A 12,985-nucleotide genomic window follows, 5' to 3' on the forward strand; every position below is an offset into this window, starting at 1 on the left:
ATGGGATCGCGTGCGGTCATCTCCCGGATCTACCGGGGCGAGATCAGCGCCGACATCGTCGGCCGGCCGAAGGTCTGGTACTCGATCTCCGGGCTGCTGCTGGCGCTCTCGATCGCCGGCCTGCTCGTCCAGGGTCTCAACTTCGGCGTGGAGTTCAAGGGCGGCTCCGTCTTCACGTTCAAGGCGCCGAGCGCCTCGATCGAGCAGGTGCGCGGTGCCGTCGCCGAGGGCGGCGTCCACCAGATCATCGTGCAGAAGGCGGGCGGCGACTGGCGGGTGACGACCGAGAGCCTCTCCTCCACGGAGGTCACCAAGGTCAAGTCGACCGTCGCCGAGGAGCTGAACGTCTCGGCGGACAAGGTCAGCACCCAGGTCGTCGGCGCCTCGTGGGGCGGCCAGATCCAGAAGAAGGCGTGGCAGGCGCTGCTCGTCTTCATGATCTTGATCATCGGCTACCTGTCGGTGGCGTTCGAGTGGCGGATGGCCGTGGCCGCGGTCGTCGCGCTCGTCCACGACCTGGTGATCACGGCGGGCGTCTACGCCTGGTCCGGCTTCGAGGTCACCCCGGCCACGCTGCTCGGCTTCCTGACCATCCTCGGCTACTCGCTGTACGACGCGGTCGTCGTCTTCGACATGATCAAGGAGGTCACCAAACCGCTCACCGCGACCTCCAAGACGACCTACAGCGAGGCCGCCAACCAGGCGCTCAGCAGCACCCTGGTCCGGTCCCTGAACACCTCGCTGGTCGCGATCCTGCCGGTCGGCGCGATCCTGTTCATCGGCACGACGCTGTTCGGCGCGGGCACGCTCAAGGACCTGTCGCTCGCCCTGTTCGTCGGCATGATCGTCGGTACGTACTCCTCGATCTGCGTGGCGACCCCGCTGCTCGTCCAGTTCAAGGAGCGCGAGCCGAAGTTCAAGCAGATCCGGGAGAACATCGCCCGGCGGGAGCAGAGCGCCAAGCGGCAGGCCAAGACGCTGAAGGTGAAGACCGGCGCCCGCGGGGCCGGCGACGCGTCCGACGACGCGCCGGAGGACACACCGGACGGCGCGCCGTCCGGTGACGCCGACGCGGCCCCGGACGTCCGGAGCACCGTCACCGTGCGGAAGGTCGTGCAGACCGGGACGCGGCAGCAACCGAAACGCGGCACCCGGCAGCAGCGCCGCGGCGGCAAGTAGGCGGGAGACACTCGGACGTGGACCTCGGCAAGCTGATCCAGGAGCGGATCCGCGACATCCCCGACTACCCCAAGCCGGGAGTGGTCTTCAAGGACATCACGCCCCTGCTGGCCGACCATGTCGCGTTCGCCGGGGTGGTCGACGCGGTCGTCAACCACCACGGCCGCGGCACCATCGACAAGATCGTCGGGATCGAGGCGCGCGGGTTCATCCTCGCCGCCCCCGTCGCCTACCACTTCGGCGCCGGCTTCGTGCCGGTGCGCAAGAAGGGGAAACTGCCCGCGGCGACGGACGGTGAGACCTATGATCTCGAGTACGGGACCGAGACGATCGAGATGCACCTCGACGCGCTCGACCCCGGCGACCGTGTGCTGATCGTCGACGACGTCCTGGCCACCGGAGGGACGGCCGGGGCTGCCGCCGACCTCGTCCGCCGCGGCGGCGGCGACGTCGTCGGGCTGTCGGTCCTCCTCGAACTGTCGTTCCTGCACGGGCGCGACAAACTGGGGAATCTGGACGTCCATTCCCTGGTTACGGTCTAGTACGAAATAGGTGCCGGATACACTGGCGCCATCAGGGGTCCGGTGGGGACGGGCGCGACCCGCGGGGCGGGCAGCACACGGCGTCCAAGCGATCAGGGAGGCTGAGTGCCCGGTGAGGTGGTATCGACCGACGCGGTGAAGGCGGCCGCGGACGAACGGCGCGCGCCACCGCGCGATGACCGGCCGCCCGAAGCCGGCGAACGGGCCGCCGCGGCGAGCCCGCCGAGCGCCCCGCCCGCGACCGAGTCCAAGACCCCCGCTCCTCCCGCCCAGGCCCCCCGGACCGACCCTCCCCCCGCCGAAGCCGCAGGAACTCCCGCGGACGCCGACGACGCGTCCGAGACCGCCGTCCCGTCCAGGCCCACGCCGGCCACGATTCCGCCGTCCGCCGCCCGGGTGCGCCGTAGGCTCGCCAGGTTGGGCGCCCAGCGCGGCCCCGCTATGAACCCGGTACTGGAACCACTGATCAAGACGGTCCGCAACACGCATCCGAAGGCGGACCTCCGGCTGATCGAGCGCGCCTACGACGTGGCCGCGCACTACCACCGCCACCAGAAGCGCAAGAGCGGCGACCCGTACATCACGCACCCCCTCGCGGTCGCCACCATCCTCGCCGAGCTCGGCATGAACACCGAGACGCTGTGCGCGGCGCTGCTGCACGACACCGTCGAGGACACCCCCTACACCCTCGACCAGCTGAGCGCCGACTTCGGCGACGAGATCGCCGCGCTCGTCGACGGCGTCACCAAGCTGGACAAGGTCAAGTACGGGGAGGCCGCCGAGGCCGAGACCGTCCGCAAGATGGTCGTGGCGATATCCCGCGACATCCGCGTCCTGGTGATCAAGCTCGGCGACCGGCTGCACAACATGCGCACGCTGCGCTACATGCCGCGGCACAAGCAGGAGAAGAAGGCCCGCGAGACCCTGGAGGTGTTCGCGCCGCTCGCGCACCGCCTCGGGATGAACACGCTGAAGTGGGAGCTGGAGGACCTCGCGTTCGCCACGATGTACCCCAAGCGGTTCGACGAGATCGCGCGGCTGGTGTCCGAGCGCGCCCCGCGCCGCGACGTGTACCTGCAGGAGGTCATCGAGAACGTCTCGACCGACCTGCGCGAGGCGCGGATCAAGGCCACCGTCACCGGGCGCCCGAAGCACTACTACTCGATCTACCAGAAGATGATCGCGCGGGACGTCTCCTTCGACGACATCTACGACCTGGTCGGCATCCGGGTCCTCGTCGACAGCGTCCGCGACTGCTACGCCGCCCTCGGCTCGATCCACGCGCGGTGGAACCCGGTCCCCGGCCGGTTCAAGGACTACATCGCGATGCCGAAGTTCAACATGTACCAGTCGCTGCACACGACGGTGATCGGTCCCGAGGGCAAGCCCGTCGAGCTGCAGATCCGCACCTGGGGGATGCACCGCCGGGCCGAGTACGGCGTCGCCGCGCACTGGAAGTACAAGGAGGAGACGGTCGGCGGCCGCAAGGCCGGTGACATGCAGTGGCTCCGCCAGCTCCTCGACTGGCAGAAGGAGACCGCCGACCCGGCCGAGTTCCTGGAGTCGCTGCGCTTCGACCTGTCGGTCTCCGAGGTGTTCGTGTTCACCCCGAAGGGCGACGTGATCGCCCTGCCGCAGGGCGCGACCCCCGTCGACTTCGCGTACGCGATCCACACCGAGGTCGGGCACCGATGTATCGGCGCCCGCGTCAACGGGCGCCTCGTCCCCCTCGAATCGACCCTCGACAACGGCGACACCGTCGAGGTCTTCACCTCCAAGTCGCAGGACGCCGGCCCGAGCCGCGACTGGCTCGGCTTCGTCAAGAGCGCCCGCGCCCGCAACAAGATCAAGCACTGGTTCTCCAAGGAGCGCCGCGACACCGCGATCGAGTCCGGCAAGGACGCCATCGCCCGCGCGATGCGCAAGCAGAACATGCCGCTCCAGCGGATGATGTCGGGCGAGGCGCTGCTCGCCCTCGCCCGCGACATGCGCTACCCGGACGTGTCGTCGCTGTACGCGGCCGTCGGCGAGAGCCAGGTGTCGGCGCAGCACGTCGTCCAGCGGCTGGTGGACGCCCTCGGCGGCGTGGAGAGCGCCGAGGAGGATCTCGCCGAGATCGCGCTGCCGACCCGCCGCAAGCGCGGCCGGCCCGCCGGCGACCCGGGCGTCGTCGTCGCCGACGATCCCGACGTGTGGGTCCGGCTGTCGCGCTGCTGCACCCCGGTGCCGGGAGACGGCATCGTCGGGTTCGTGACCCGCGGCCACGGCGTGTCCGTGCACCGCACCGACTGCGCCAACGTCGCCAGCCTCAAGTCGCAGCCGGACCGGCTGATCGACGTCAAGTGGTCCCCGGGCGAGGACTCGGTCTTCCTCGTCGCCATCCAGGTCGAGGCGCTCGACCGGCCGCGGCTGCTGTCGGACGTGACGCGCGTCCTGTCGGACCAGCACGTGAACATCCTGTCGGCGTCGGTCACCACCACCCGCGACCGCGTCGCCGTCAGCCGCTTCACCTTCGAGATGGGCGACCCGAAGCATCTCGGCCACGTCCTGAAGGCGGTCCGGTCGATCGACGGCGTCTACGACGTCTACCGGGTGACCAGCGGCGCCACCCAGTAGAAAAGCGGCCGCCGGAGCCGGCGGCCGCTCTCCTCGCGCTCCGGTCAGGTGCCGGCGGGCTCGTCCTCGGGGACCACGTCGACGCCGGCCTCGGTGCGCTGCTGCGCGGTGATCGGGGTCGGCGCCGCGGTCAGCGGGTCGTAGCCGGAGGCCGCCTTCGGGAACGCGATCACGTCGCGGATCGACTCCTGCCCGGCGAGCAGCATGACGACGCGGTCCCAGCCGAACGCGATGCCGCCGTGCGGGGGCGGGCCGAACTTGAACGCCTCCAGCAGGAACCCGAACTTCGACTCGGCCTCCTCCTTCGACAGGCCGAGCACGTCGAACACGCGCTGCTGCATCTCCGCGCGGTGGATACGGATGGAGCCGCCGCCGATCTCGTTGCCGTTCAGGACGAGGTCGTAGGCGTCGGCGAGGGCGCCGCCCGGGTCGTCCTGGAAGGTGTCGGCGAACTCCGGCTTCGGCGCCGTGAACGGGTGGTGGACGGACGTCCAGCCGATCTGCTCGCCCTTGTCGTTCTCGACCGGCTCGAAGATCGGCGCGTCCACGACCCACACGAACTTCCACGCCGACTCGTCGATCAGGCCGCGGCGGCGGCCGATCTCCAGCCGGGCCGCGCCGAGCAGCTCCTGCGTGGCGTGCCGCTTGCCCGCGCCGAAGAACACCGCGTCGCCCGGGGCCGCGCCGGTCTTCGCGGCGAGGCCCTCCTTCTCGGCGTCCGACAGGTTCTTGGCCACCGGGCCGCCGAGCGTCCCGTCCTCCTGGACGAGCACGTAGGCGAGGCCGCGGGCGCCGCGGGCCTTCGCCCAGTCCTGCCAGCCGTCCAGCTCCCTGCGGGTCTGGGACGCGCCGCCGGGCATGACCACCGCGCCGACGTACGGGGCCTGGAACACGCGGAACGACGTGCCGGAGAAGTACTCGGTCATGTCGGTCAGCTCGGTGCCGAACCGCAGGTCGGGCTTGTCGGAGCCGTACCTGGCCATCGCCTCGGCGTAGGTGATGTGGGGGATCGGGCGGGGGATCTCATACCCGGCGAGCTCCTGCCACAGCCGCGCCACCAGGTCCTCGCCGACGTTCAGGACGTCGTCCTGGCCGGCGAACGACATCTCGATGTCGATCTGCGTGAACTCCGGCTGCCGGTCGGCGCGGAAGTCCTCGTCCCGGTAGCAGCGGGCGATCTGGTAGTAGCGCTCCAGCCCGCCGACCATCAGCAGCTGCTTGAACAGCTGCGGGGACTGCGGCAGGGCGTACCAGTGGCCGGGCTTCAGCCGGACGGGGACGAGGAAGTCGCGGGCGCCCTCCGGCGTGGACCGGGTGAGGGTGGGCGTCTCGACGTTGACGAAGCCGTGCTCGCGCATCACCTCGTGCGTCAGGAACGACGCCTCCGAGCGGACCTTGATCGCCCGCGCGACGCCCTCGCGGCGCAGGTCGAGGTACCGGTACTTGAGCCGGATCTCCTCGTTGACGTTGACGTCGCCCTCGATGGGGAACGGCAGCGGCGCCGCGTCCGACAGCACCTCGATCTCGGCGGCGGCGACCTCGATGTCGCCGGTGGGCAGCTCGGGGTTCTCGTTGCCCTCCGGCCGGACGCGGACCTCGCCGACGACCCTGACGCAGAACTCCGAGCGCAGGTCGTGCGCCGCGTCCTCCTCCCGGAAGACGACCTGCGCGGTGCCGGACGCGTCCCGCAGGTCGATGAACGTGACGCCGCCGTGGTCGCGTCGGCGGCCGACCCAGCCGGCCAGCGTGACCTGCTGCCCGGCGTGCTCCTTGCGGAGCGTGCCCGCCTCGTGGGTGCGGATCATTTGGAGAGCCTTTCCTTCAACGTCGTGATGAGGTCGGTGAGCGGGACGGCGGTCTGCTCGCCCTCGGCCAGGTCCTTGACCTGGGCGACGCCGTCCGCGATATCTCGCTCCCCGAGGATCACGGCGTAGCGGGCGCCCGAGCGGTCCGCGTCCTTCATGGCGCCCTTCAGCCTCTTGCCGCCGAACGCCATGTCGGCGGCGATCCCGGCGCGGCGCAGGCCGGCGACGAGCCCGAACATGCGCCGTTCCGCGGCGTCGCCGAGCGCGACGCCGAACGCCTCGCAGCGCGGCTTGGCGGCGAACGCGACGCCCCCGTTCTCCTGCGACTCGGCGTCCAGGGCCAGGATCGTGCGGTCCAGGCCGAGCCCGAACCCGATGCCGGGCAGCGGCGGGCCGCCGATGTCCTCCGACAGGCCGTCGTACCGGCCGCCGCCGCCGATGCCGGACTGGGCGCCGAGCAGCGGGTGGTCGAACTCGTAGGTCGTGCGGGTGTAGTAGTCCAGGCCGCGGACGAGGGTGGGCGTGTCCTCCCAGGCGATGCCGAGGTCCGCGAGCAGCTCGCGGACCCGGTCGTGGTGCGCCTTGCACGCCGGGCACAGGTGGTCGGCCATCAGGGGGGCGCCGACGAGCTGCTCGCGCACCTTGGGGCGCTTGTCGTCCAGCACCCGCAGCGGGTTGATCTCGACGCGGGCGCGGGTGTCGTCGTCCAGGTCCAGGCCGCGCAGGAACTCCTGCAGCAGGGCCCGGTAGGCGGGACGGCACTCCTTGCAGCCCAGCGAGTTCAGCAGCAGCCGCACCCGCGTCAGCCCGAGGGACCGGTACCAGTTCCACGCGATCGCGATCGTCTCGGCGTCGACCTGCGGGTCCTCGCTGCCGATCGCCTCCAGGTCGAGCTGGTAGAACTGGCGGTAGCGGCCCTGCTGCGGGCGCTCGGCGCGGAACGCCGCCCCGGTCGTCCACACCTTCACCGGGAGGGCGCCCTTGTGCAGGTTGTTCTCCAAGACGGACCGCAGCACCGAGGCGGTGAACTCGGGCCGCAGCGTCAGCGACCGGCCGCCCCGGTCCTCGAACGTGTACATCTCCTTGGAGACCACGTCGGTGGACTCGCCGACGCCGCGCCGGAACAGGTTGGTGTCCTCGAACACGGCCAGTTCCAGATAGCCGTATCCGGCCAGCCTCGCCTGCTCGGCGAACGCCTCCCGGATGGCGTAGAAGAGGTCCGCGCGCGGCGGGACGTATTCACTGACCCCCTTGGGGGCCCTGAAGTTCGAACTCATGGTCTTTTAGGTCAGAATCCCTTGTTGGGTCCGTCCGCAGGCGTCAGCTCTGCGAGAAACGGATTGGTGGCCCGCTCACGGCCGATTGTGGTCTGCTCGCCGTGGCCGGGCAGGACGGCCGTCTCGTCGGGCATGGTCAGGCACACCCGGCCCAGGCTCGCGAGGATCTCCTCGTACGATCCGCCCGGCAGGTCGGTGCGTCCGATGGAGCCGGCGAACAGCAGGTCGCCCGTGAACATCACGTCGGGGACCTGCTGCGTCTTCGGCGTCCGGAAGGTCACCGACCCCGGCGTATGGCCCGGTGCGTGGTCGACGGTGAAGCTCAGGCCCGCCAGCTCCAGCACGGCCCCGTCCGCCAGCTCCTTCACGTCGTCCGGCTCCGACAGCTCCAGGCCGCCGAACAGCTGCTGCCCGGCGCCGAGCGACAGGCCCTTGGCCGGGTCGGTGAGCAGGTCGCGGTCGTCCGGATGGACGTAGGCGGGGACGTCCTTGGCGCCGCACACCGGGGCCACCGACCACACGTGGTCGATGTGGCCGTGCGTGAGCAGCACCGCGACCGGCTTCAGCCGGTGCTCGCGCAGGATCTCCTCGATCCCGTCCTCGGCGTCCTGGCCGGGGTCGATGATCACGCATTCCTCACCCGCGGCGGGTGCCACGACATAGCAGTTCGCGGCGAACGATCCGGCGGGGAACCCGGCGACGAGCACGGTCGTCCTTCCTTAGAACCATCTCGGTTGGGCCTGTCCGAGGGTACCGGCGCCGCCGCGGCCACCGCGAACGAGATAGCGCGGTCGCCGTGTCGGGCCAGGGGTCCCGCGGGCCGGTCCGGCCGGCGCACGGTCGCGGCGGGGCGGCGGGAAAGCGCTCCCTGAACGTCGAGACGCTTTTACTCCCCGGTACCGCTACTATGCGCTGCACGTTCACCTGATCACACCGGAGAGGCGAGGCACGTGGCGGGGAGAGACCGCAAGAAGCAGCTCGCGCGGCAACGCTACGAGCGCCAGCAACAGCGGCGGGCGCAGGAGGCGGCGAGGGCGCGCCGACTCAAGATCATCAGCGCGGCCGCCGGGGTGGCGGTCATCGTCGTCGGCGGGGTCGCCTTCATGGTGTTCACCGGCAAGGACGACGAGTCCACGGCCGCCGAGCCCGCGTGCACCTACAAGGAGGCGCCGGGGGAGGGCGCGCCCAAGGGGCTCGGCACCCCGCCGGCGACGCCCGCGCACAAGGGCGTCGTCCAGGCGACCGTGAAGACCAATCAGGGCGACGTGGAGATGCAGCTTTACGGCGACAAGGCGCCGTGCACGGTCAATTCCTTCACGTATCTGGCGCAGAAGAACTTCTTTGACAAGACCTCGTGCCACCGGCTCACGAGCGGCGGCCTGAACGTCCTGCAGTGCGGCGACCCGACCGCGAAGGGAACGGGCGGTCCGGGCTACCAGTACGCCAACGAGAACACCAATGGCGCCATGTACACCGAGGGAACGCTCGCGATGGCGCACAGCCAGCTTCCCGACTCCAACGGCAGCCAGTTCTTCATGGTCTACAAGGACTCGCAGCTCCAGCCGGACTACACCGTCTTCGGGAAGATCACGAAGGGGCTGGACGTGCTGCAGAAGGTCGCCAAGGCGGGTTCGGACCCGAAGGGCGACGGTAAGCCGAAGAAGAAGGTAGAGATCCAGGACGTCACGATCGCCGGGAAATAGGCGAACGGGATACTAAGGTGTGGAGGGTCCGGAAGGTGAGAGCCGTCCGGGCCCGCGATTCAGGAGGCAAGGGTGTCCAGCGCGACCGATCCCTGGGGCCGGGTGGACGAGGACGGCACCGTGTACGTCAGGACGGCCGGCGGCGAGCGCGTCGTCGGGTCCTGGCAGGCCGGTGCGCCTGAGGAGGCCCTGGCCTACTTCAAGCGCAAGTACGACGCGCTCGTCACCGAGATCGGCCTGCTCGAACAGCGGGTCCGCACCACCGACCTGCAGCCCGCCCAGGCCCAGCAGAGCATCGACCGGCTCCGCGAGGCCGTCGCCGACGCGCACGCCGTCGGCGACCTCGACGCGCTGACCCGCCGCCTGGACGCCCTCACCGAGGACGTGGGGCGGCGCCGCGAGCAGGTCAAGGCCCAGCGCGAGCAGCACCGCCACGAGGCCCGCGAGGTCAAGGAGCGGATCGTCGCCGAGGCCGAGCGCATCGCCGTCGAGGAGACGCACTGGAAGAACGGCGGCGAGCGCCTCCGCCAGCTGGTCGAGGAGTGGAAGGCGGCCGACCGCATCGACCGCCCCACCGAGACCGCCCTGTGGAAGCGGCTGTCGGCCGCCCGCAATGCCTTCACGAAGCGCCGCAAGGTCTACTTCGCCACCCTCGACGACCAGCGCGAGGAGGCCCGCAGGGAAAAGGAGCGCCTGGTCGCCGAGGCCGAGTCGATGTCCGGCTCCACCGACTGGGGCGAGACGGCCGCCGCCTACCGCGACCTCATGCGCCGCTGGAAGATGGCCGGGCGCGCCTCCCGCGACGCCGAGGAGGACCTGTGGGCCCGCTTCAAGGGCGCTCAGGACACCTTCTTCCAGGCCCGCAGCGCCGCGTTCGCCGAGCGCGACGCCGAGTTCCGCGAGCACGCCGAGGAGAAGGAGAAGATCCTCGCCGAGGCCGAGCGGCTGCTGCCCGTCCGGGACGTCCGGCAGGCCCGGCAGGCGCTGCGCGCGATCCAGGAGCGGTGGGAGGCCGCCGGCATGGTCCCCCGCGACCAGCGCGACCGCCTCGAAGGCCGGCTCCGCAAGATCGAGGAGGCCGTCCGCTCCGCCGAGGAGAACGAGTGGCGCCGCACCAACCCCGAGGCCCGCGCCCGCGCCGAGGCCACCGTCGGGCAGCTGCGCAGCTCCATCGAGCAGCTGGAGAAGCGCCTCGGCAAGGCCCGTGAGGCGGGCCGCGACAGGGACGTCCGGGAGGCCGAGGAGGCCCTCACCGCCCGCCGCGCCTGGCTGGAGGAAGCCGAACGCACCCTCGCCGAGTTCTCCTGACCTCCCAGGGGCGGCCCCTGGTCAGCACCTGCCGAGGAAGGCGAGCATCCGGGTCTGCTCGTCCGCGCCCCGGGGGGCCCGGAGGGGCGGGGCCAGGCGACCCGCGGCGCGCAGCGGCGCGGCGAGGACCTGGGCGGTGGCGAACGCGTGGTGGACGAGGTCGGGGTCGAGGCGGGACGGCTGGCCGGTGGCCACGGCCAGGTCCCAGGCGTGCACCAGCGGTTCCAGGAGGTAGCCCTCCAGATAGTCGCCCAGGGGGAGCTCGCCCAGCGCGCCGAACGGGATCAGCGCGCCCAGAGCGTCCGGGGTGAGGGCCGCGGCGCACTCCTTGCGGGCCGTCCGCCAGCTCATCAGCACGTCGCCCGCGACGAACCTGGCGGGGTCGCGGGCGATGTCGGGCTCGGGTCCGCCGGCGGCCAGCGCCCGGATCAGGTACTGCCCGCCGGCCACGTGGCCGGCGACGTCCCGGGCGGTCCACCCCTCGCAGGGCGACGGCGTGTCCCACCCGTCGCGGGGGACGCCGGCCACCAGGCCCTCGAAGAGGTCGAGGGCCCGATGGTAGCCGCTGAGGTTGTGAGCCATGGTGGTCAGTGACCCGCGATCCGACCCCGCTGTCAAGCGCTATCGCGAAGGTCGCCTGTCCGGGATCACGCCGCGGCGGCGCCGCGGGCGCGGAGCAGGGTGTTCATCTGCCTGATCTCCGCCTCCTGTCCTGTCACCATCGTCCCGGCCAGCCGGCGGACCCGGTCGTGGCCGGTGCGGGCGAGCACCGCCCGCGCCATGGCGACGCCGCCCCGATGGTGCGCGATCATCAGCCGCAGGTACAGCACCTCGGCGGCGCGGCCGGACGCCCTTTCCAGGTCGGCGAGCTGCGCGCGCGTCGCCATGCCCGGCATCGCGGCCTCCCCGCCACCCCGGTGGCCGCCGTGCCCGGACATCCAGCGCATCCGGCCGGACGGCTCCGCCTGCGGCAGGCCCCATTCATCCAGCCATGCCGTCATCATGCCGATCTGGGCGGACTGGGTGTTGATGATGTCGTAGGCGAGCAGCCTGACCTCCGCGTCGTCCGTCCGGTCCCTGACGATGAACGACATCCGCACCGCCTGGGCGTGGTGGGCGCCCATGTCGCGGGCGAACCCGGCCTCCGGGCCGTCGGTTCCGGGACGGCCGGAGCGCGCGACGGCCATCGCCACCAGGACGGCGCCGGCGAGCAGGACGAGCGCCGCGAGGACGACGGTGACCCGCCGTCCTCGCGGAGCCGGGGCGCTCCCGGTCACGCGGTGTCCTTGGCGCCGTCGCAGGCCGCGCCCGGCTCGGGCGTCTGGGGGCCCTTCACGAAGGCGCGCAGGAACGCGTCGACGCGGGGGTCGGTGGCGTTCTGGAGCTTGAGCTGCCTGCCCCAGGCGGTGAGCGTGACGGGAGAGTCCTGGGACGGGTACGGGCTCAGCAGCGTGTAGTCGGTGCCGGTGACCTTGCTGCGGAGCACCTCCAGCTGGTCGGGCGCCAGACCGGGGCGGTAGGTGATCCACACGGCGCCGTGCTCCAGGGAATGGACGGCGTTCTCGTTCTGCAGCGGCGCGTCGTAGACGCGGCCGTCGCAGTTCTGCCAGACGGGGTTGTGGTTCCCGCCCATGGGCGGGTCGGTGTCGTACGCGACGGTGCCGGCGACGTGGTCGCTGCTCAGGCCGTCCTTGGTGACCAGGCCGGAGATGGACACGGAGTCGGCGGACGACGTCCTGGTCTGCATGAACGCGTACCCGATGGCGAGGACGGCCACCAGGCCGATCACACCGAAGAAGGCGATGCTGCCCCAGGGGACCTCGCGCTGCGTCAACGCGTTCTTCCTGGGGGCGTTCTTCTTAGGGGAGTTCTTCGCGCGTGCGTTGCCGTTGTTGCGTGCGTTCTTGATGCGGGCGCTCTTGGACATGAGAGCGGTCCTCTCAGTGGTGCTGCGGATACGGACACGAGGGCAGCGCCGTATCGCGCGAAGGGCGACACGGCGGCGCGGGCGGCCTTACGGCCGGTCCGTCACAGCCGGAGGACCTGGAGGGCGGGGGCGCACGCGGCCGCGGCCGGGGCACCGGGCGGCGGCGCGAGCGCCCAGCCGGCGCGCGCCGGCAGACGCGAGAGCGGCCGGCGGAACCCGCCGGCCAGCCCGAGGAGCAGGAGGGACAGGAGCACGGCCAGGCAGAGGCAGGCCTCCGTCGGCACGGGCGCGGGGGGCTTGTCCGGGCTGGTCAGCACCGCGCCCGCGAGGCCGTGGAAGCCGCTGGACGGCCCGGCCCCTTCCCCCTGCTGCGCGTGGTCGCCGCCGGCGGAAACGGCGCCGACGGGGACGCTGACCGCGTGCTGGGTGCACACGCGCGCCGGAGCCCCGTGCCCCAGCCCGTAGCTGAAGATCAGCCCGCCCACGACGAACAGCGCCACGAGCAGACCGGCCAGCCCGTGGCGCCCACGTGGGGTCGAACCTGACACCGTCACGCTCCAGAACGCGCCTTCCGGGCTGTTCCAACGCCGGACCCCGGCCCCGGGTTCCCGTCCGGGAATGTCCGTGC

12 protein-coding genes are annotated in these 12,985 nt (G+C 71.5%); 5 read left to right on the forward strand and 7 right to left on the reverse strand.

All coding sequences use genetic code 11. The features are described from left to right. The 3 genes from secF (at position 1) to K8Z49_RS02680 (ending at position 4,337) form a co-directional block, all read left to right on the forward strand. Positions 1–1,179, forward strand: a complete 1,179-nt coding sequence (secF, locus tag K8Z49_RS02670) for a protein translocase subunit SecF (protein ID WP_021593382.1) — start codon at positions 1–3, stop codon at positions 1,177–1,179. Between the two features lie 17 nt (positions 1,180–1,196). Then, complete coding sequence (locus tag K8Z49_RS02675; protein ID WP_412517540.1) at positions 1,197–1,721, forward strand: adenine phosphoribosyltransferase; 525 nt, start codon at positions 1,197–1,199, stop codon at positions 1,719–1,721. 441 nt (positions 1,722–2,162) lie between these two features. Then, positions 2,163–4,337 (forward strand): RelA/SpoT family protein, encoded by a 2,175-nt coding sequence (locus tag K8Z49_RS02680; protein WP_412520977.1) that lies wholly within the window; start codon positions 2,163–2,165, stop codon positions 4,335–4,337. Positions 4,338–4,381: 44 nt separating this feature from the next. Here K8Z49_RS02680 and aspS read toward each other — a convergent pair whose 3' ends face one another. Genes aspS through K8Z49_RS02695 form a run of 3 tightly spaced genes read right to left on the reverse strand, consistent with a single transcriptional unit; the run spans position 4,382 to position 8,126 of the window. Then, positions 4,382–6,142 (reverse strand): aspartate--tRNA ligase, encoded by a 1,761-nt coding sequence (gene aspS, locus K8Z49_RS02685; RefSeq protein ID WP_021593385.1) that lies wholly within the window; start codon positions 6,140–6,142, stop codon positions 4,382–4,384. Continuing rightward, positions 6,139–7,419, reverse strand: a complete 1,281-nt coding sequence (hisS, locus tag K8Z49_RS02690) for a histidine--tRNA ligase (RefSeq protein WP_021593386.1) — start codon at positions 7,417–7,419, stop codon at positions 6,139–6,141. Before hisS ends, aspS begins: the two co-directional genes overlap by 4 nt. Before the next feature lie 11 nt (positions 7,420–7,430). After that, positions 7,431–8,126: an MBL fold metallo-hydrolase gene (locus tag K8Z49_RS02695; RefSeq protein ID WP_111831463.1), complete on the reverse strand. Its 696-nt coding sequence runs from the start codon at positions 8,124–8,126 to the stop codon at positions 7,431–7,433. Between the two features lie 243 nt (positions 8,127–8,369). Between K8Z49_RS02695 and K8Z49_RS02700 the strand changes: the two genes are divergently transcribed. After that, complete coding sequence (locus K8Z49_RS02700) at positions 8,370–9,122, forward strand: peptidylprolyl isomerase (RefSeq protein ID WP_075024414.1); 753 nt, start codon at positions 8,370–8,372, stop codon at positions 9,120–9,122. 72 nt (positions 9,123–9,194) lie between these two features. Further along, positions 9,195–10,430: a DUF349 domain-containing protein gene (locus tag K8Z49_RS02705; RefSeq protein WP_021593389.1), complete on the forward strand. Its 1,236-nt coding sequence runs from the start codon at positions 9,195–9,197 to the stop codon at positions 10,428–10,430. A 21-nt stretch (positions 10,431–10,451) separates the two neighbouring features. Here K8Z49_RS02705 and K8Z49_RS02710 read toward each other — a convergent pair whose 3' ends face one another. The 4 genes from K8Z49_RS02710 to K8Z49_RS02725 all read right to left on the reverse strand — a co-directional run bounded on the left by K8Z49_RS02710 (position 10,452) and on the right by K8Z49_RS02725 (position 12,905). Continuing rightward, positions 10,452–11,012: a TIGR03086 family metal-binding protein gene (locus tag K8Z49_RS02710; RefSeq protein WP_021593390.1), complete on the reverse strand. Its 561-nt coding sequence runs from the start codon at positions 11,010–11,012 to the stop codon at positions 10,452–10,454. Positions 11,013–11,077: 65 nt separating this feature from the next. Next, positions 11,078–11,707 (reverse strand): DUF305 domain-containing protein, encoded by a 630-nt coding sequence (locus K8Z49_RS02715; RefSeq protein WP_021593391.1) that lies wholly within the window; start codon positions 11,705–11,707, stop codon positions 11,078–11,080. Continuing rightward, positions 11,704–12,357: a DUF3105 domain-containing protein gene (locus tag K8Z49_RS02720; protein WP_024935467.1), complete on the reverse strand. Its 654-nt coding sequence runs from the start codon at positions 12,355–12,357 to the stop codon at positions 11,704–11,706. Before K8Z49_RS02720 ends, K8Z49_RS02715 begins: the two co-directional genes overlap by 4 nt. Positions 12,358–12,458: 101 nt before the next feature. Next, positions 12,459–12,905: a hypothetical protein gene (locus K8Z49_RS02725; protein ID WP_143118809.1), complete on the reverse strand. Its 447-nt coding sequence runs from the start codon at positions 12,903–12,905 to the stop codon at positions 12,459–12,461. Between the last annotated feature and the right edge of the window lie 80 nt (positions 12,906–12,985).

This window comes from Actinomadura madurae (genome assembly GCF_047130825.1).
GTDB classification, from domain to species: domain Bacteria; phylum Actinomycetota; class Actinomycetes; order Streptosporangiales; family Streptosporangiaceae; genus Spirillospora; species Spirillospora madurae.